Source organism: Bradyrhizobium sp. USDA3010 (genome assembly GCF_056429065.1).
The window spans coordinates 15743-35831 of sequence record NZ_JBWJZD010000052.1; the positions used below are offsets into that span (position 1 = coordinate 15743).

General features: G+C 59.1%; 14 protein-coding genes. 13 read left to right on the forward strand and 1 reads right to left on the reverse strand.

Going from position 1 to position 20089, the window contains the following annotated elements; all coding sequences use genetic code 11:
* Positions 1-16 precede the first annotated feature (16 nt).
* The 13 genes from tssF to AC066Y_RS39235 all read left to right on the forward strand — a co-directional run bounded on the left by tssF (position 17) and on the right by AC066Y_RS39235 (position 16669).
* Positions 17-1729 carry a type VI secretion system baseplate subunit TssF gene (tssF, locus tag AC066Y_RS39175; protein ID WP_478278527.1) on the forward strand — a complete coding sequence of 571 codons (1713 nt, stop codon included), beginning with the start codon at positions 17-19 and terminating at the stop codon, positions 1727-1729.
* On the forward strand, positions 1693-2679 hold the full coding sequence (tssG, locus tag AC066Y_RS39180; protein WP_478278528.1) for a type VI secretion system baseplate subunit TssG: 987 nt from the start codon (positions 1693-1695) through the stop codon (positions 2677-2679). Before tssF ends, tssG begins: the two co-directional genes overlap by 37 nt.
* 596 nt (positions 2680-3275) lie before the next feature.
* Entirely contained in the window at positions 3276-4979 is a 1704-nt protein-coding gene (gene tagH, locus AC066Y_RS39185) for a type VI secretion system-associated FHA domain protein TagH (protein ID WP_478278529.1), read from the forward strand.
* 5 nt (positions 4980-4984) lie between these two features.
* Entirely contained in the window at positions 4985-5488 is a 504-nt protein-coding gene (gene tssJ, locus AC066Y_RS39190; protein ID WP_478278530.1) for a type VI secretion system lipoprotein TssJ, read from the forward strand.
* 76 nt (positions 5489-5564) lie between these two features.
* Positions 5565-6899, forward strand: a complete 1335-nt coding sequence (gene tssK, locus AC066Y_RS39195) for a type VI secretion system baseplate subunit TssK (RefSeq protein WP_478278531.1) — start codon at positions 5565-5567, stop codon at positions 6897-6899.
* A gap of 11 nt (positions 6900-6910) precedes the next feature.
* Positions 6911-7789: a type IVB secretion system protein IcmH/DotU gene (icmH, locus tag AC066Y_RS39200; RefSeq protein ID WP_478278532.1), complete on the forward strand. Its 879-nt coding sequence runs from the start codon at positions 6911-6913 to the stop codon at positions 7787-7789.
* A 12-nt stretch (positions 7790-7801) separates the two neighbouring features.
* Positions 7802-11419, forward strand: a complete 3618-nt coding sequence (gene tssM / locus AC066Y_RS39205; RefSeq protein WP_478278533.1) for a type VI secretion system membrane subunit TssM — start codon at positions 7802-7804, stop codon at positions 11417-11419.
* Entirely contained in the window at positions 11416-12357 is a 942-nt protein-coding gene (locus AC066Y_RS39210) for a serine/threonine-protein kinase (RefSeq protein WP_478278534.1), read from the forward strand. Before tssM ends, AC066Y_RS39210 begins: the two co-directional genes overlap by 4 nt.
* Before the next feature lie 118 nt (positions 12358-12475).
* Positions 12476-13978 (forward strand): type VI secretion system Vgr family protein, encoded by a 1503-nt coding sequence (locus tag AC066Y_RS39215; protein ID WP_478278535.1) that lies wholly within the window; start codon positions 12476-12478, stop codon positions 13976-13978.
* Positions 13975-14334, forward strand: coding sequence for a hypothetical protein (locus tag AC066Y_RS39220; RefSeq protein ID WP_478278536.1), 360 nt, complete (start codon positions 13975-13977; stop codon positions 14332-14334). Before AC066Y_RS39215 ends, AC066Y_RS39220 begins: the two co-directional genes overlap by 4 nt.
* A gap of 188 nt (positions 14335-14522) precedes the next feature.
* Positions 14523-15035 (forward strand): Hcp family type VI secretion system effector, encoded by a 513-nt coding sequence (locus AC066Y_RS39225; protein WP_478278537.1) that lies wholly within the window; start codon positions 14523-14525, stop codon positions 15033-15035.
* 154 nt (positions 15036-15189) lie between these two features.
* Positions 15190-15327 (forward strand): hypothetical protein, encoded by a 138-nt coding sequence (locus AC066Y_RS39230; protein ID WP_478278538.1) that lies wholly within the window; start codon positions 15190-15192, stop codon positions 15325-15327.
* Positions 15328-16027: 700 nt separating this feature from the next.
* Positions 16028-16669, forward strand: a complete 642-nt coding sequence (locus AC066Y_RS39235; protein ID WP_478278539.1) for a hypothetical protein — start codon at positions 16028-16030, stop codon at positions 16667-16669.
* 527 nt (positions 16670-17196) lie between these two features.
* On the opposite strand, the gene AC066Y_RS39240 is transcribed toward AC066Y_RS39235, so the two are convergent.
* Entirely contained in the window at positions 17197-18600 is a 1404-nt protein-coding gene (locus AC066Y_RS39240; RefSeq protein WP_478278540.1) for a hypothetical protein, read from the reverse strand.
* Positions 18601-20089 lie beyond the last annotated feature (1489 nt).

A 20089-nucleotide genomic window follows, 5' to 3' on the forward strand; every position in this document is an offset into this window, starting at 1 on the left:
CTATTATGAGGATGAATTGACTTATTTGCGTGAGCTCGGCCGGGAGTTCGCACAGGCCAATCCGCAGCTCGCGCCCTTTCTGGGGCGCGACGCCACTGATCCCGACGTGGAGCGGCTCTTGGAAGGATTCGCCTTTCTTGTCGCGCGGCTGCGGCAGAAGCTCGACGACGAGTTTCCCGAATTCGTCCATGGTCTCCTGCGGATGGTGTGGCCGCAATATCTTCAACCCCTTCCGCCCATCACGACCTTGGCCTTTGCTCTGGCGACGACGGCGAGCGCCCCGAGCGTGATCGTGCCGGCCGGCACGAGCGTCCGCTCGCGTCCAATTGAGGGAACGACTTGCGCGTTTGTCACCTGCTATCCGCTTGAGGTGCTGCCGCTAGAAATAAGCGACGTCCGGCTCGAAAACCGGACGAGTTCGGCTCGGCTAAACTTGGGGATCAGAGTAACCGCGCGGCAAAATCTGTCATGTCTTCGGGTTGGACGGCTCCGCCTCTTCTTCTCGACCGAACGAGAGCCGCAAGTCGGTCGATGTCTGTTGACCTGGCTGTGCCGTTACCTCACCCAGCTGACGGTTAGCGTGGCCGATCGAGAGGTCGCCGTCATCGGGCCGGCACAGATCGCGCCAATCGGATTTGGCGACAATGAGGCGGTTTTACCCTGGCCGCGCAACGCCTTCTCAGGATTCCGTGTTATTCAGGAGTATCTGAGTTTTCCGTCTAAATTTCTCTACGTCGAACTATCTGGCCTGCAGCCGGTCGGGGCCCAGACGGAGACGGAGTGCAGGCTCAGCCTTGAGTTTCAGCGTCCATTCCCTGCGCAATTGCGCGTGGGCCCGGACCAGATCCGCTTGAATTGCACGCCAGCCATCAACGTCTTCAGTCACGAGGCCTCGCCGATCCGCCTCGAGCGGACGAAAACCGAATACCGCGTGCTGGCCGCGCAGAATTTCAGCATTCGTTCCGTCGATCGTGCTACCGGCTATGCGCAAGGCCGCCCCGAACGCATCGAGTTTGAGCCATTCGAGCTGTTGCGCCACGACCTGCCCGGCGCCGAGCGCAACCGCGCCTACTTTCGCCAGCGTATCCGCCCGGCAGTGGTCGGCCGCGGCGTCGATCACTACGTGAGCTTCGTTGACCGGCTCGACATCAGAAAGCATCCGCCGATCGACGTCGTCTCCCTGCAACTGACCTGCTCCAACGGACCGATCGCCGACCGGCTGGCGGTAGGTGCAGTGGATCTGCCAACCTCCGACACGCCTCGTTCCGTCACTTTCACCAACATCACATCGGTCTCAACAGAGGTGCCGCCGCCGCTCAACGACGGCCTGTTGCGCCGGCTAACGGCCAACCTGGCGCGCAATTACGGCGCCGTCGCCAATATCGACACGCTGCGGACCGTTATTGCGAGCTACGATTTCCGCGCGGTCTATGACGTTCAAGCGCGCCGTCGGCTCCAGTTACTGCTGGAAGGCCTCGATCATTTGACAACCTGCGATACCGATCACGTGGTGCGAGGCGCGCCCATCCGGATGCGCAAGCTCGAGTTGGCGGTGGTCGACAGCAAGATCGGCGGCGAGGGCGAATTGTTCCTGTTGGGTTCGGTGCTCGACGCCCTGTTCGCGAGTTTCGCCGGCATCAACATGCTCCACCGCTTTTCGGTCCGCGGCACGGAAAGCAATGCGCATTACACATGGTCACCGAGAAGCGGATCCATCACACCGTTTTGAGCGAATCCGACGATCTCGATGAGCTTGCCGCTTGCGGGTTTTTCTCGCTTGCCGAGCTTCTCGAAAGGCACTTCAGTGACGCTCCCCCAATCGGGTCTACTCTTAATCCCGAGCGCGAAGCGGTTCGCTTTCGTGCGGCGCCGATGCTCGGCTTTCCTGCCGAGGAGATCGCGGACATCAGACAGGTCAAAGCCGTCAGCGCGCGGCTAGAGGTATACGTCAATCTCCTCGGGTTGCACGGCCCCTCATCGCCGCTGCCCCCTTTCTATACCGAGCGCGTGATGCACTCGGACGGCATGGGAGCGCTCGGCGATTTTCTCGATTTTTTCAATCACCGGCTGATTAGCCTCTTGCTGCGGATATGGCGTTATTATCGCCACCATTTGCGGTTCGAGGAGGGGGCAACCGACGCTATCTCGGTACTCGTTGGTGCGCTCTTTGGACTCATGCCTGCGGACAACACCGCCGACGAACGAGAATGGCGAGCGCGGCTGCTGCCTCATTCCGGTGTCCTCGCATTGTGCAGCCGCTCGGCACGCCTGCTCGCCGACGTCATTTCCGGCCATCTGGATATTCCGGCCCAGGTTGAGGAATTCATTTGGCGCGAAATCGAGATTCCACCAGAGGGCCAGTGGCGCCTCGGCCGGCCAGGTCTTGCGCTTGGCGTCGACAGCCTTATTGGCGAAACCATGCCGGATGTGGTGGGCCAATTCCGGCTTTGCCTCGGGCCGCTCAACCAGCAGCAGTTTCGATCGCTATTGCCCGGACGCGAGGCCCACGCCATCCTTTGCCGTCTCATCAACCTCATCTTGCGCGAGCCGCTCGCTTGGGATCTGAGGTTAGAACTGGCGCCCGGGGAGGCGCCGGAATGGGCTCTCGGCGAAGGAGAATTGGGCTGGACGACATTGATCGATCCACCCAAGGCGATAGGGAGCGCAGTTCTGTTTTGATTGTCATCGAAGGTTCATATGATCGACAGGATCTATTGAGGAGAGGGTGACAACGATTACATCTTTGATGAAGGTGCTGAACCCAATGCGTCGGACCACGAGCATCCAGCGCAGGCCGACCTGGCCGTCGCCGGGGCTCAGCATGTATCGATCACGCCCACCGGCGTAAACCACGGATGTCCGGGCCGGGGCGGAGTTGACGCTTGTCCGCTGTCGAACAGCCGCACGCCTCTGTCACGTTCAAAACACTCCTCGTCAAGTGCCGAGCCGAAGTTTTCGAGGGCTGATGAGTAGCTTAACGAACCAGGTACAATTGGCACGGCGCTTGCTGTTCGCTTGCCATTGAGAGGCAGCAACTTCGAGGGAAGGCCGGGTGCATGCATATGCGAACGAGCACTGATAATCTCCTTGCCTTGAACGCGTGTGTCGTTCAGATGCAAAAACTGAGCGCATCCTCCACCACAGGTGAGAGGCCACAAGAACATCCTCTATTTGCGGCACCGCAGTCAGCTGATCGGCCTCCGTTGCGAAGAAGGCAGTCATGCACTCTCATCGGCGGCTCGGACACGTGCTGCTAAGCAAGAGGAAGGCGTCGGATGCAGCTCATACTCGCAGTCCTTGGAGAGAACGCTGAACCTTTGAGCGATAACGCAAGCAAGAGGTTCGGACCGGAAGGGGGCTCGGTTGGACGCGGGGTTAGCTGCAACTGGCAGCTCCCAGATAAAGCCAGGACGCTCTCAGCTCGCCATGCCCTGATCGCATTCAACGGCCGCGGCTTCACGATTACCGACACCAGCACCAATGGCTTGTACGTGAATACCGTCGAGGCGCCGTTGGGGAACGGAAATGCCGCACTACTGGCCGACGGCGACACGTTATATATGGCGAGTTACATCATCTCTGTAAGCATCGAGGACGATCCTTCCGAGAAACGTCAAGGCGCTGGGTTGACCGGCTCAAATGCCATGCGGCTCGGCGGTGCACCGCTGGCCGTCTCATCGCCTTCACTCGCCCGCGGATCCCCCGATGCTCCCCTTATGGCTGCCGGAGCGCTGGGTGGAAATCTTCAACTCGATCCGTTGGTGGCGATTGGGGAACCCAAGCTATCGTCTTATTCGTCTGCCGAAGGTGACCGGAAGGCCGATGTTTCGCCCCAAGCAAGCGATCTTTTGAATCAACTTGAACATGAGGCATGCGGCAAGCACGCAGGCTCTATCGAGTCCAATTTGCGGGATATTCCTCGAAGGGCGCCAGTAGCGGGCGAGCCCGCAATCGAGATGCCATCCTCGCATGAGCTCTTGGGCACCCCCCCTTCATCGCCGTTGCCGTCGGCCGACCCACTTGTCGAGCCGTGGCGTCCGCCGCCATCAGCCCGCTCGGATGGCCATCCTCGACTCGCGAGTGGAAAGACCGCGCCCCTCATTCCGGATGACCTCGACCTTTGCGATTTGGTGACGGGAGAGGGCTCGAGCCAAGCGCCGCCTCGGCTGCCGCAGGCGCCGAAACCCGATCCAACAGATGCTTTGCTTCAGCTAGTGCGCAAGCCGCTTGCCTCCGCCCCGGCCAACGGTCTCCGGGCGCGCGTGACTGCCGCATTCGCGCCGCGATCTGAAGAGCGCGAGCTTGATCGATTGGCGGTCAAGAAGCGCCCTGCCGCTCCGAAAGGCTGCGGCCCGACAGCGATTGCAGTCCTCCCCGAGGCACAGCCGCCCGGCGAAGACGAACTGCAGGAATTTTGGAGCGCGCTCGGCCTCAGAGGCGTCGTGCCGATGGCGCGGCGCAGTGAGGTCTTCGCAGAGCTCGGCCGCGCGCTCGCCGAAATGGCCCATGGCCTGCATTCAAACTTGGCGCGATGGGCCATGACCAGAAAAGACTTCCACTTCGACCCGATGCGGATACCCGCTCGCAACAACAATGTATTCACGCTCATGAAGAGCAGCCGTGGCGTGCTGCGCGAGGCGCTCGCGAACCATCATGCTTTCCTGCCGCTTTCGCAGTCGGTGCGCGAAGCCTTCTGCGAGATCACGGCCCATGAGCTCGCGGCAACCGCTGCGCTGCGCGCTGCGCTCAGTAATGTCCTAATTGAGATGAGTCCCCAGCGAATCCAGAGCGACGGCGTCAACAGGGGGCTTTTCGGTACCCACACCAGCAAGGCCAAGCTGTGGGACCGGTTTGTCGAACTGCACCAATCGATGGTCAATGACATTGATAGGACCGCGCGCAGCTATATCGCTGAAGAGTTTACCCGAACTTACGAGGCGCAGCTCTCGGTTCGCGGCCGGGATGAAACGAGGAAATGACGGGAGTGCCGACCAAACTTCAGCGGCTGTGCCTCGTTAGCGGTGCATTGTTGGTCGCAACCGCAGCGGCCAGTTGCTCGACTGACAAGAGCCTAAAGACGACGCCGATCAAATTCCTGATCGAGGCCGATCAGCTCGTCAATCCAAATGCGCGCGGTGAGCCGTCGCCAATTGTCGTTCGTATCTATGAGCTGAAGTCGACGTCCAATTTTGCCCAGGCTGAGTTCTTTGAGCTCTTAGACAATGACGTCAAATGCCTCGGCCCCGATCTTGTGGCCAAGCGCGAGCTCGAACTGAAGCCCGGCGACAGACTAGAGTTCGAGCGCAACGCGCCAGGCGAGACGCGCAATATCGGCGTGATTGCCGGTTTCCGCGTAGGTGAAGATGCGCAATGGCGCTCGACCGCCGAAATCAACCCTGAGCGCGACAACACGATCTTTGTGAAACTTACCTCGCAGGCGATCAGCATCAAGGACGAGGCCAGACGAAACTGGTGGAAGGTCTTCTGATCACGGCTAGTGGCGGTCGCGCCATGCCGTCGGGATGATGCACCTTTCAGAGAACTAAGAAAAAGGCCACTGAGGCATGTCTGTGACAAGCAAACCGATCTGGTCGGAAGGCATGTTAGTGCGGCCGCAGCACTTTCAGCAATATGACCGCTGGATCGAGCAACTGCTAGAGAGCCGCGTCGCCGGCTTGGTTGGGCATGGCTGGGGCGTCCGAAAGATTGTCTTCGATCGCGACCTTCTTGCGCTCGGACAAGTCGCCCTTACCGAACTCGAGGCGATTATGCCAGACGGCACAGCACTGCGCCTGCCGGACCAGGCCCGGCTTCCTGCTGGACGAAAGCCTCCGGCCTCGGTGGCGAACCTGCTGATCAAGGTCGCCCTGCCTCGGCGCCAGCACACAGGCAGCGATCTCTTTTCCGCGGATGAACGTCGCCATGGTCAGGAGCTCCTGCAGGTTCGGAATGCAACGGCGCCGGAGAAGCCTTCCGTCCAGATCACTGTTGCAGCGTTGACCCCCCATCTTGTTTTTGACGGTGAAGAGCAGGCGGAGTTGATTGCGCTGCCTATTGGTCGTATCCGCGATATCGATCCGGCCGGCGCCATCACGCTGTCCGACACCTACACCCCACCTGCCCTCGACATACACGCCGTTCAACCGCTAATCGCACTTTTGAACGAGGTCAGATCGCTGTTGCGGACGCGGGCAGAAGCGCTTGCTGCGCGCGCGGATCCCTCGCGCTCAACGGCAGAAGGTGCGAGACTAATTGATCTTGTCACGTTGTCCATTGTGAATGGCGCCCAAGCCGTTCTCGACCATTTCGCAGCAACACGCGGGCATCATCCTGAAACCCTCTTTCGCGCGCTGCTCGGCCTCGCAGGACGGCTTTCGAGCTTTGCCGGCGACCACCGCAGACCAGCAGATCTGCCCGCCTATCGCCATGAAGATCTCGAAAGCAGCTTCACGCCGCTGGTTGGCATCCTGCGTAACCTCTTATCCGTCGTGATGCAGAGCGCCGCAATATCGCTCCCTCTTCAGGATCGCGGTTATGGCATCCGGATCGCCGCAATCGGAGATCGAACTTTGTTCCAAGATTGCCGCTTCGTTCTCGTCGCTGCCGCCAGTGTGGTGAACGAGAGCTTGCGCAAGCAGCTTCCGGCGCAAATGAAAATAGGCCCGGTCGAACAGATCCGCGATCTCGTCAATCTTCAGCTTCCGGGCGTTCCCATTTGCGCGCTCCCCGTCGCGCCGCGCGAGATGCCCTACATCCAGAATGCTGTCTATTTCGAGCTCGACCAGTCGGTGGAGCTATGGCGTACCCTTCCGCGCTCGGCTGCTTTTGCCATTCACGTCAGCGGTGACTACTCAGATCTGCAGCTCGAATTCTGGGCCGTCCGTACGAAACGCGCGTGAGGCCGAAACACATGGATGAACCCACAGTCATTGGACGCAGACCATTCGCTTCTCGTAAAACGGTAGGCGAGCAACCGTCCGCTCGGGTTCCGCCGATGCTCGCCTCCGACACCTTCATTTCTGCGCCAACGCCTCCATCCGAACCAGGCGAGGTGCTGGCCGCCAATCGCGCCAAAATGGTCGTGCAAAATCTATTCAAACCAAAAGTGGCCGAAGACGCCTTGGTCGCTGCCGCTGGACCACTGCTTTTGGTGGTTGCACGCCTCCGAATCGCCGAGAATGCCGATATCGCCACGCTGCGCCGCGGAATTGTTGAGCAAATCCGCCGCTTCGAAGAACGTGCTGTCGAGAACAAGGCGCGGGGTTCCGACGTGAGCGCCGCGCGTTACGTGATGTGCGCACTGGTCGACGAGGCGGTGATGACAAGGCCATGGGGCAGCGAGAGCACTTGGTCCGACAATAGCCTGCTCAACCAGTTCCACAACGAGACCTGGGGCGGGGAAAAGGTGTTCCAAATACTCGATCTCGCACAGCGCCAACCCGCCAACTATCTCGCGCTCATCAAACTCATCAATATCTGCTTGCTGATGGGTTTCGAAGGCAAATATCGCGTAGTGGAAGGCGGCCGCGAGAAGCTTGAAGAGCTGCGTTCGAACGTTCAGCGCCTGCTGCGAGCATATACGGCCGTGCCGCCCACTACATTGTCGAGCCAATGGCGTGGTATAAGCGTGGACATCGGCGCGAGTAATTACGTGCCTCTGTGGATTGTCTTTGCCGTAGCCTTCCTTGTCCTGTTCATCGGCTACTGCGTCTTCCGCCTGCGACTCTCCAGTGAACTGGCGCCCGTCAAGCAATTGCTTGACTTGATTGTCGAATCACGGCCGCTGTAAGGAGAAGCGCAAGTGTTCGGTGCTCAACTCTCCGCACTCTTCTCGGTTCGAGGCATCATTGCGCTCATCGGCTTATTGATGATCGTCGCGCTTGTCTGGTTCGGTGGTCCGTATCTCGACCTGTTCGGTCGACAACCTCTCGATTCGCCGACCGCTCGCGCCGCCACAGTCGCAGGCCTCTTCTTGGCTATCATGCTCGTCAGCTTTGCTCGTTATTGGTTGGCGCGCCGCGCCAACCGGCGCCTCATCAAGTCGCTGATGGAAAGCGAAGCAGTCAACGGCTGCCCCAACGATCGCAGCCAGCAAGAAGTGGAACTGATCCGTAGGCACTTCGAGGACGCACTGGAAGTCCTTCGCGATATGGCGCTCGGCAGCAAGCGCCGACCGAGCCATCTCTTCGAGCTGCCCTGGTACATCATCATTGGTCCGCCGCGTGCTGGGAAGACGACCATCTTGCGCAACTCCGGCCTCGGGTGTCCGCCGCTCGAGCGGCTCGGCGCCCGCCCGATCGGACGCCTAGGTCCTACACAAGGCTGCGACTGGTGGTTCAGCGAAGAAGCGGTCTTGATCGACACGGCGAGCCGCTACACGACGCAGGATGCGGATCCGAAGGTCGATAGCGCGGCTTGGGTTGAACTACTCCATCTTCTCGCGAGGCATCGGAGCCGACGGCCGATCAACGGCATCTTGGTTGCGATCAGTGTATCCGATCTTTTGTTGCCGGACGAGGCCGGGCGCCGACAGCATGTCACCTCGATTCGCTTGCGGATACAGGAGTTGCTGAAGACGTTTCGCATGCGCATTCCGGTTTACGTTCTGGTGACCAAATGCGATCTGGTGTCGGGCTTCACTGAATATTTCGACAATCTCGACAACGATGGTCGTGCGCAGGTATGGGGCAAGACCTTTCCTCTGGATGGGCCAGGCCCTCGCGTCAACGAAGCCGTAGGCCGCACAATCCTGGAGCTCGCCGACCGTCTCGAGGCCAGATTGCCTCTGCGCATGCATGATGAGCGCAATCTCAGCCGTCGTGCAGCCATGTATGCGTTCCCGAAAGAGTTTTGGGGTATCCATACCGCAGTCGCCGGCTTCCTTGGCGAGGTTTTCCGGCCCGGTCGGTTCGAAGTCTACCCGATGCTTCGCGGTGTCTACTTCACCAGCTGCACACAGGAGGAGAGACCGATTGACCCAATGGTCAGCGCGATCAGCCGGAGCTTCGGTCTGCGTTCCGCGGAGCCCATTTCGCCAGCCGGGCCGGGCAAGGCGTTCTTCATCAACCACTTGCTCTCTGACGTGATTTTCACTGAGCACGGACTGGTTGGCCGCAATTCGAAACTCGAACGCAAGCTCGCGCTCCTGCACGGCCTCGGCTATATCGCGGCGCTCGGGCTGGCAACGGTCGCATTGATGCTGCAGTACCACGCCTTCACCCGCAACGAGGCGCGCGTCGCCCAGATCAAGTCGGCCGCGCAGGCAACAGACGCGCGGCTCCGGGAAATCCACGAGCCGCCGGACATGAGCACCATCTTGCCGACCCTGAATGCCGCGCGGCGGCTCCGTGTCGTTGCAGGCGATGTGAGTTGGTTTTCCTGGCTCGATGGCCTCGGCCTTTCGGCAACGCCAGTGCTTGCCCCAGCCGCGCAAGCTGCATACGACCACGTTCTGCTTGGCAGACTGCTGCCGGTTTTTGCGAGCGGCCTTGCCGTTCGCATTGATGCGTTGTCGCGCGCCGGAAACGACGCCTTGCTTCACCAGGCGAAGGAAGAGTTCCGCACTTACTTAATGCTGAGCGATCCGGAGCACTTCGTTCGCAGTCAAGTCGCGCAGTCAGCTCACAATGAAGTCGCGCGCGTTTTTGCGCTCGATTTGACGAGATCAGTCGAACTGAATCAGCATTTTGAGCGCCTCCTCGAGTTGCTGCCGAAGTCCATAAATATCGACCAGCAATTCGAGTCGGCGGTACGCTCGCGCTTGGCAAAGCTCTCCCCTATCGAGCAGGTCTATGCACGCCTTTTACGCGAAGCTGCGCAGAATACGCGACTGCGGCCGATCGACCTGCTCAGTCTGCTAGGGTCCGGCCAGCTTGAGATCGCCCAGACGCGTGCTTGGCGCATTGCGTTCCCGGCCATTGGCGAGCACGAGCCGCCTTACGCGAGCGATGTCGCGATGATCCCCGGGATCTTCACGCGCGACGGCTTCCTCGAGTTCGTGCTACCGCGCCTGCCGCTCATCATTCGAGAAGAGGAAAGCACCGACTGGGTGCTCGCTGGTAGCCGCTTTAATTCGGCGGGTACGCAGCAGCTCGTCCTCGATGTCCTGGATCGATACGTCGCCGATTATATCGCCATTTGGAGAAATGTCCTGAGCAACATCCATATGGTCAAGTTCGACGATATGCAACGGGGGTCGGCGATCGTGCGCGGCTTGGCCGGTTCGCAAAGCTCGCTACAGCAGATCATTTCGTTGGTTCGCGACAACACCAATCTTCCACAACCTGGAGAGCAGACTGCGGATAAGGCTGGCGGTGATCTCGCCAGTGCTGGGCGTTCCGTTGCTTCAGCTGCCGAAGCAGCGCCGGCCTCGGTATTTGGACCGGCGCTCCGCGACGCGCCTTGGCCGGGAACACAGGTCACCAAGGAGTTTCGGCCTCTGGCCCAACTGGTTGTACACGCGGAGGGACAGCCGGCAAGCCTCGATCGAATCCGCGATCTTTTCGGCGGGCTCTATGCAGCGATGACCAACATTGCTAACGCGCCGGATCCGGGCCATGCAGCATTTGAGCTGGTTCAGCGGCGCGTGAAGGATCCAAACAACGACGCCTTTGGCGCCATGCGCGCCGACTCGGCGCTCCGCCCAGAGCCGGTCCGCGCGGTCATGAATGATATAGCGCTCTCGACATGGAGAGTCTTGCTCAAACAGGCGCACGATTATGTCGATGCGGTTTGGAAGCGCGACGTCGTACCCGTCTGTCAGGCTATCATTTTCGAGCGATATCCATTTTTCGAGACGGCGACCGAGGACGTAACGATCAAGGACTTCAGCGATTTCTTCCGACCTGGCGGCGTGGTAGACGAGTTCTTTCAGAACTACCTATCGCCGCTCGTCGTGGAGCGCCGGTCCGGCCTTTCGCTGGCGACAATTGATGGCGCTGAGGCGCCTATACGTGCAGAGGCGCTGGCTCAATTTCAACACGCGCAGGAAATTCGCAAGGCGTTCTTTAGCGGCTCGGGCTCGGCCCCGACCGTGAAGTTCAGCATCAAGCCGCTCTTTCTTGCCCCCAACCTGCTGCGTGCGACTTTTCTCATGGATGGCAGGGAAATCATCTATCGCCACGAAGTGCCGCGTGCTTACGATCTCGAATGGCCGAATCGAACCGATGCAAGCACGGCCTCCGTCAGTCTCGCCGCGCTGGACGGCACTATTCACAGGGTCGAGCGTTCAGGCCCTTGGGCCCTATTTCGGCTCATCGATACCGCGCGCCTGTCCTCGCGAGGATCCTCTGATCGCTTCACGATCACGATCGGTAACGCCAACGAGGCCATTGTGGCTTACGAATTGCGAGCGGCAAGTGTGAGCAATCCGTTCAGCCTAAATGTCCTGCGTTCGTTCCGCTGCCCGGATAGGCTATGACAGCGCTCGCCAAAGATGTTGATAGCTTCGGGGAAATTTCGCCAAATCGTCCGGTCGCCCCACTCGGATACGTGCTCGGCGGCCGCTTCGAGCTACTCGAGGTGGTTGGGCAAGGCGGCGTCAGCACCGTCTATCGTGCCATCGATCGGATTGGCCTCTGGGTAGGCGAACCAAATGCCGAAGTGGCAGTAAAGATTGTGCGACCGCATCCAACGATGGGCCAGGAATTGATTGTGCTGCTGCATCGCGAGGCTCGCCTTTTGCGCGACCTTGCACATCCAAATTTGGTGCGGATCTACGACTCCGATCACGACGGCAGATATCATTACCTCGTTATGGAGCTTCTACAGGGCCGCTCATTGGCGCAGATACTAACCCAGCGGCAGGGCCGGCCGCTGTCACCCGACAATTCCTTTCGTATGATCCGAGCGGCAGGGCAAGGGCTCGCCCATATGCACCGTCTCGGAATTGGCCATGGCGACCTTAAACCGGGAAACATCTTCTTGACACGGATGGGTGAGACCAAGATTCTGGATTTTGGGACGGCGCTGATGTTCCACATTCCGCAGCAGCGCAGTGACGCAGCGGCCCAGATCGATCAGATCGCGTGTCTGACCCCGGCTTATGCGTCGCCCGAGATGCTGATGGGGGAGCCTCCGGCGGAAAGCGATGATGTCTTTTCTCTGGCGGTATTGGCCTATCTGGCCATGACCGGCACGCATCCATATGCGCGTCGGTCGGCCAACGAGGCGCTTAAAGAGAATCTGACACCTGCGCCGCCGCCAACCATTTCGCCGGCACAATGGCGGGTGCTCGCTTCAGGCCTTGCGCTCAATCGCCGTGACCGCATCCAGACGGTCCGTGAGTTCGTCCGGCGCCTCGGTCGACCACCTTGGATTGATCGGTTGCGGTCAGCAGTAGCCACGCGGCTGTCGTAGAGCGAACAAGCAGGTAGATATCGAACTGCGGAGCTCACGGCTCGCTTTATCTGTACGCGGCGTCGTCCAATGTGTGCACGGCGTCGATAGCTATCCAAACGATCTACGTGGTGCACCGATGACAAACGACAGCACTCTCACGATCACCCTTGACATCATCCGCAAGCCAGACGTCGAACTCGATGTGCAGGGATTCGAGGGAACGGAGTGCATTTCCCTGCCGTTCAGCTACGTTGTTTACGCGACTACATCGAGCGAAGCCGATACCGCCTCTTTGATCGGTGAGCGCGCCAAGTTGGTCGTCAAGACGGCTTGCGGGCAATGGAGTGCCTCGGGCATCTGTGCGCACGTTGAGGAGCTTGACCCTACGCCAAGGGAACGGGTGCTCCAATTCGTTCTGCGCCCGCGCCTTGCCGTCACCGAGCTCTCTGTCGGAAGCCGCATTTATGGGCCTGGCCAACCGGTGGGCGTGGATGACATCATTAAGCAGGAATTGAGCAAGGCAAGCATCACGATTCCCGCCGAATACATTCTCGAAAGCTATCCGAAGCGGAATTATGTGGCGAAGTACAATGAAAGTGAATTCAGTTTCATTTCGCGACTTTGCGAACGGAACGGAATTTTCTATTTTTTCAAGCAAGAAGACGACGGCGAGACCGTGGTCTTCGGTGACAATAATCTGGCATTCCCGGAGATCACGTTCGGCGGCAGGTTGGCCATTACGTATTCGCACCAAAGCGAAACTAAGATGCCGCGCGACACGAACGAAAGCGCCATTCTGTCCTTCCGGCAGCGCCGTATTCTCTCAACAAAGACGATCGCTGTCCGCGATTACAACGAAGCGATTCCTGGTGCCGTCGCCGGCCGTAAAGAGGTCGAACAAGGCAGCGGGTTTTTGGGCAAGGCCGAACGGTTCGGCGGGCATTTTGCCGATGAAGCGGAGGCGGCCAGGCTGGCCAAGATCCGTGCCGAGCAGATCGGCGCCACTCAGACTATGTACATCGCAAGCAGTGACGCGCCCGAGCTACGCGCTGGAGTTATTTTTGAACTGCAGGGGTATCCGCGCTTCAACGGTCGCTATCTGATCATCGCCGCTGATCACTCGGCTTACCGCCCGGCTCCGATTGGATTTCGTGCGTTTCCGGGGGGCGGGAGGGCCTACTACAATATGGTCCATTGCATCAAATCGGACGTGCCTTACCGTCCAGTTGTTATGACGCCTGTGCCGCTGGGTATCGGGCTCTACAACGCCACCGTCGACGGAGACCAGTCGATGCCGGGAGCCGAGCTCGACTGCGAGGGCTGCTACAAGCTGCAGCTCAAGTTCCCCGACGAAGAGGCGCCGGTGGGACATGGCAGCGATTGCGTGCGGAAGCTAGAAACCTACGTGGGCCCGCATAATACCGGGATGAATTATCCTTTGAGCCCTAAGACGGATGTTCTGGTTGGGTACATCAACGGCGACATTGATAGGCCGGTGGTGGTCGGAGCAGTGCACACTCCGCTCATGAAGGCAGTGGTGACCTCCCAGAGACCCACGTCAAATCTCATCAGAACGCGAGCGGGCTCCGAGTTCGAGATGTTCGACGGGCTGTTTGATTGCTATCGTGACGCCTTATGATCGTCTGGCATCCGGCTACCCAGGAGATCGACCCGCTTTTGGAAGCGCTCGCCACTGCGGCGCGCGCGACCATCCTCCCGCTGGCGCCGATCAATATACCGTCGCCATCTGCCGACGGCATTCGCTCGCGCCGCCTTCGAGACGGACGAGAATTGCGTCTGAGGCTATCCACGCACAGCCTAGAGCAGGTGCAACGCGGTCATTGCACGGTGCTGGTCTATGCGGTGCACGGCCATGCCGTCGTCGATAATCGTACCGGTTACCGGGTGACAGGCCAGGCTGTTCTAGACCTTGCCACCCAGGCGTTTCTTGATGTCGAGTGTCGACTTGAGCCAGTCGGGGGCGTTGGGATCTGACAGTTCGTCGTCATTTGCGTAAACGATTTCGGTTGATGGTGTTGGTCCGCGGGAAATCTTCACAAATCCTGTTTGGACCGTCAAATCTTGAAGAGGCGCAATATCTATGCGCGCGCGACGTTGGCACAGATATTGCGAGCCCTGTCGTGCCGGCTCCTGCCGAGCTATGACAGACAATGGAGACGAAAGTGTCACTTCAAGCCTACATCACAATCAAGGGGAAGAAGCAGGGCGACATCTCGAAAGATGCGTCCAAGCCGGACAGCATCGGGCAGGTCGCCAAGGGCGATTCGAAGGATCACGGGAAGATCACTGTTGTCGCGTTCAACAGCGGGATCATTGTCCCGCGCGATGCGACGAGCGGCGTCGCCACTGGCGCGCGCAATCACCAACCGGTCCTCTTCACCAAATTCTTCGATCGCGCTTCGCCATTGCTCTGGCAGGCTCTGGCCACCAATGAGCTGCTCGAAGAGGTGGTATGCGAATTCTATCGCGCCGATCCGGGTGGCATGCCGCAGCCGCAAAACTTTTTTAAAACGACCTGGAAGAATGCGACCTTGATCGAAGGAAAGGCCTATGTACCGCTGACGATCAACCCGCAGAACAATTTTTTTCAGAACATGGAAGACTGGTCGTTCACCTACAAAGAAGTGAAATGGGAGCACGTTCCTGGCAGTACGAGCGGCGAAGATAAGTGGTGAGCACACCGTAATGTTCTGCTCCGTAGCTGATTTGCAGAGGATCTTTGCGTCCACCTACAAAAACGATCCGTAAACCTTGTCCGAAATCGGCAAAAGCAATTTAGTCCTCTGAAAACACAGAATTTGTGCTGGAATCGGGAGGGGCGAACGCGCCGTGAACTATAAGGCGGTTTTGCAGCGGATGAATCTGAAGGCGGCGGGCATGGCGCTCTGGACGAAGGCTCTGCTGGCCGAGTACGCCAAGGAAAGCCGGAAATTCTGCGACCTCCGGACCCAGCGGCTCGCTGCCTGATCGAGGTCTGAAAACGGTTCATAAAGAACTTCGAGGGGACAGCACAGGTGTCACAAGCGTAGTGTCGGATAGAGTCGAACGGACGAACGCCTTACCCGTTCGTCAGATTGACGTCACGTGTGACCGCAACCCCGGAACGCCCCTCGTTCAGGACCCCGCTGGCGCCGATTCTCGATATCTCCACGCAATACGTTATGCGTGGGATGCCATCGTTGGTACGATCTCGCCGGTCTTCAAGATATGGCCGGTCAGTCTCACCTTCACGACCCTGGCCTTCTGCTTGCTAATTCCGGGCCTGGCGAACGGCTAGATCAACGAGGCTCTTTTCAGCTGCATCAGGTACGGAGAAGCGCTCTCCTTATGCTCGGCCGCAGCCCTGTCGGTCGTCCTCAGGACCGACTCCCGCAATCTGCTGCCGACCGGCGGTTGGCCCTTCGCGCCACGGTACGGTCGTTTTCTGAGCATCATCAGCGGCGCCGCACCACTTCTTCTTATCGCGTTCGTCCGCCTTCACGGCCAACTGGTCCCGCTGTCCGACCCTTTAATCGGACTGGCCGGGGCCTCGTCGCCATCTATCTCGCTCAAACGCGGTTTGGGATACTTTACTCGGTGGCTGCCGCAACTCTTTCCGGTCTCGAGAGTCATCGGCACCGTCCTGCAAGCGAGAGTCGCCGCGTAGAGCGCGCTGGCGTTCATCTCGATGGCCAACCTGGTCTCGATAGGGGAAGCGAGCTTCGGCCTTCCTTTCAGCTTGATTTCGGTCGCTCGGTTTCTGGGCCCGGTGAACATCTTTCTGCTTTCCTGCTGCATTTGGACATCGATCGTGTCCAATATCGTGATCCTCGCGCGGCGAGCCCGCATCCGGCGGTCGCGGCGCTCGCGGTCGCCGGGCTGGTGTTCGCTTTCGGATGGCCGCATCTCAACGACCGCCACTCGATCCGCCGGAGCCCCGAATTCACTCACTCGGTGGATTTCGGGTTCGTTTTTGGAGCCGTGGCTGCACGACACACGGCGCGAAATACGAGGTCTATCCCGTCCCCATCGTGTCGGCGAAGGGCGGAGGGATCCGCGCGCCGTACTTCACGGGGATGGTGCTCGCTCGCGTCGTCGACACCTGCCGGGCAATGGCACAGCACATCATCAGCAGCGTATCCGGAGGGTTCGGTCGGGGCCGCCGTTTTTTGCGGCCGTAGTGAAAGTCGTTCCGCCGGACACGATGGCGAAATGTTGCGAATTCGCCAACGTCGGTCAGGACCACTATAAGAACAAGATCGCCACCGTCATTTCGCAGCATCAGTTGTCGCCCCTGCTGGCGAAGCTGCTTTTCGTCGAAACCGTCTAGAATGCCTGCCTTTTCCGGTATCTCGTCTCGACCGCCAACTCGGGCTCGAGTACAGTCTAGAGAGAGTCTTTCTCGAGATGTTCGGCAATAGGGACCGAGAAGGCCGACCCTGATCATGAGCCCTCTTTACGTGAAGACGTTTCCGGGCGGTCGCTTCGACGACTGGCATGCCATCGATTACAGAAACGGTCCGCTGTTGAACGCCGCTGCCAGCCGTGCTTCGGTTAGAGAAATGCAAGAAAATGAGCATCAATGGCTGAAGCGCAGAAGCTTTTGCCTCGACTCCGCAAAGTCGTGCTGCTTAGGCCATGGCTTCTAGGGCTTCGAAAGCAAGAGACCCAGGCAGCAGCTGATCGATTTCTTGGCGCGCTCGAAAGGGATAGGCGAGTGATCGGCTCTTCTGCTACGCACGAAGCGAGCCTACTCCGCGCTGCGGCCGCGGATCTTCTCGTTCTCATAGAATGCGGCGGCGTGTGCTTCAGCCTCGCATCGGACCGGGATCGGTTGTCGCGAGTTCGTAAGATGTGTTAGCCGGCTTGGTGGCGATGGATGACAAGGATGCGACCGTCTGGGCCCAATTCGGCCGTGTATGGCTCACGGTGGATGTAGAAACATGTCATTGGGGCCGCCTGGTTCGGCAGAAGTCTGAACTCCTGCAATATGCTGATCAGGAAGCCATCGGCCACTCGGGGGCCGTGGTTCCAGCAAAAGCCAACTCGCTCGCCGATATCCGGTGGCCCGACTTCACTCATGCGCTCAACGCGCGGATGGAATTGCTGTCCTAACTCCCGGTATCCAGCGGTGAGAACAAAGTTTTCGCCTCCCGGATTGTTTGGGGTCACAGGCACCCGCCCTGGCCACAATAGGGCAGCATAGCGTACACCGTTGATAAGTACACTTTGCGGCCGCAACAGCGTCGGCAGGAGGCCGTTTTCTCGCAATTCCGCGATCAGCGGGTCCGGGGCAAGACCGCCCCTCCAACCGAAGAGAACGCAACTTCCGAAATCACGGTCTGCCGGTCCTGCTTGTGAGCGGTGTGCAATCGTCGCGCGATCCGATAGCGGGCTTGGCGCCAGTGGTGATGACGACGGCCCGAGATCTGTGAAGCCCTGAAACATTGCACCATTCGCTCGGGCCCAGTTTTCGAATTCGGCGCGGTGGAAATCCCGGAGCATGTCTCGCAAATTCAGCAGACGGTTACGAAAGCCGCGAATCGCCGGTGCGTCGGGCCCTACATAGGCGTCTGCATAGGCTTGGACGTCGCTGTCCAATGACGGCAGCGCGATCCGGTCGACGATTGGGGGTCTGTTGGTCTCGCGGATCCACTCGAGGAAATCATAGATATCGCCAGCGGCATGGTCGGCTCCGCGGGAGCGGCGGTTCGGGAGTTTCTCAGTAAGCCAATTCCAAAAGTCCTCGTGGAGCTGCCAATCCACGTCATGGGGGCCGGGCCCCTGATTAGAGCCGCTGTTGTCGCTAGCCGCACTATTGCTGCTTGCGCCGTTGCCGCTGGTATCGCTGCTACTGCGGCTGCCGGAGGACGGCACGGCTCCATCAAAGTCCTGAAACATCAATTCCTTCTCACGGGCCCAGCTCTCGAAATGCAGGTTTCGAAGCATATCTCGCAAGTTCAGGAGCCGGTTACGAAACCCGTCAATTGCTGGTACATCACGCCCCACATAGTCGGCTGCATAAGCTTGCAGGTCGGTGTCCAACGACGGCAGCGCAATCCGGTCGACCATTGGGGGTCTGTCGGTCTCATGGATCCACTCGAAGAAATCGTATATATCGCGTGCGGCAATGTCGGCGCCGCGAGAGCGGCGCTCCGGGAGCTTATCTGCAAGCCAGTTCCAGAAGTCCTCATAAAGTGGCCTATCCAGCGCATAAGGGCCGGGCCCCTCGTTGGAGCCACTGCTGCTGCTATCACTCACGCCGATCTCCGGTAAAAATGCAACTGCAGGACACGCTGCGTCGATCCGAAGCACGCGATCGCATGAGTTCGGCTGCGTGCCGGGTTGCCCGATGACCCGAAACGAAAGCCAGTCTGCGTTCACGCTTGTTCGCAATCAAAGCGCCAATAATCCGCACTCCGTGATTCGGCAGCAACAATGGTGCATGACATGAGCGGCCCATAAGGCAGTTCTAGGCGAGCAACAACGAATCTCCGCTCTGCTCCTTGGATCCCTTGCCTCCGGCGCTCTTAGGATCGCAAGGGGCCTCGCGCGCCTTTTCGGAGGTACTCAGCCCAAATGAGATCGAGTTTGCAGAAAGGGAAACAGGCTAAACTGCCGTCTGTTCGGTTACAAACACGTTCTGTTGAATCATCGACATGTCAGTTTGCTGGTCCGTTTTTTATCATCTTCAAGATTGCGGCTCATGCAAACAGCTCGCCATCAGCCGCCGGATAATCCCTTTGGATGCCGCGCTCGGCATGTCGCCTGCTGATCGTATTGGACGCTCTGGAGATAGATAGGATCTCGAGCGGCCAATGATGCGATCCGACGACAAACAGCCTGACATTCGCGCCGACTCCGTCAGATTGAGAACATGTATTTTGGCAAGCCGCGATCAATCAAACCTCGAGAGACGTTGGCACGCCCGTTGCTATTTAGATGCAGGCGGACTGGGAGCTCGGTAGAAGCAGAAGCGCAAAATCAACGATGCTCTCTGACGTTCCCTTCCGTGTGCATCGCTCTGACAGGCAAGCATGCTCTAGCTGGCGCGCAGCTTGCGCGTGAGCCGATCGATCGGCTTCACAACAATGGTCCCCAATAAGGAGGCCAATGCAGGTGCCGCGAGGCCTGGGTATGGCAGGTGTGCTAATAGGCTAAGGCGACCCATAATGTGTATCTTGCGATCGGAGAGCGATAAACCCTTCAGATCCACCGGGCATAAGCGCCGGTGTGACGTACTTAATAGCCTCGCCAGCCTGTCGTCATTCACCAGGTATGGCAACGAGCATCCGACAGCTTGCGGCCGCCGTCGATCTTCCTAGCGGAACGGCCGGTGCCAGCTTCAGCCTTCAACCGCTGCGTCCACATCGAGCAGTCGGAGAGTGCGTCGGCCTCAATTTGGTGCCGGTTCTGCCTGTTGTCACAAAACGGGTCAGGAAATTCAGGGTGTGGTCATCATTGCGCACTTCAGGCTGCCGATCGACTCTCGCTCCGCGGCGCCTGTGACAAGCGTTGTCTGTACTGCCACAACTGGTCGGGTGACCGATGATCAACGAATCCAATCTCAGTATCAGCTTGAACATTCATAGCAAGTCCCAATATTGAACTCAACGCGCACTAGCTAGAGCGGTTTTCGGTTGATGTGAATCGGAACAGTAAGGGGGTTCCCAAAAGCGCGCAAATCAGATTCGGGTTGCTTTGACAGCAACAGCGAGGTCGCGCGATGGCGAAGGGATACTCGAAGGAC

Coding starts and splice junctions, on each gene's coding strand:
- tssG (WP_478278528.1), top strand. CDS start 1,693: ATGGTCACCGAGAAGCGGATCCATCACACCGTTTTGAGCGAATCCGAC.
- tagH (WP_478278529.1), top strand. CDS start 3,276: ATGCAGCTCATACTCGCAGTCCTTGGAGAGAACGCTGAACCTTTGAGC.
- tssK (WP_478278531.1), top strand. CDS start 5,565: ATGTCTGTGACAAGCAAACCGATCTGGTCGGAAGGCATGTTAGTGCGG.
- icmH (WP_478278532.1), top strand. CDS start 6,911: ATGGATGAACCCACAGTCATTGGACGCAGACCATTCGCTTCTCGTAAA.
- AC066Y_RS39210 (WP_478278534.1), top strand. CDS start 11,416: ATGACAGCGCTCGCCAAAGATGTTGATAGCTTCGGGGAAATTTCGCCA.
- AC066Y_RS39215 (WP_478278535.1), top strand. CDS start 12,476: ATGACAAACGACAGCACTCTCACGATCACCCTTGACATCATCCGCAAG.
- AC066Y_RS39220 (WP_478278536.1), top strand. CDS start 13,975: ATGATCGTCTGGCATCCGGCTACCCAGGAGATCGACCCGCTTTTGGAA.
- AC066Y_RS39235 (WP_478278539.1), top strand. CDS start 16,028: ATGGCCAACCTGGTCTCGATAGGGGAAGCGAGCTTCGGCCTTCCTTTC.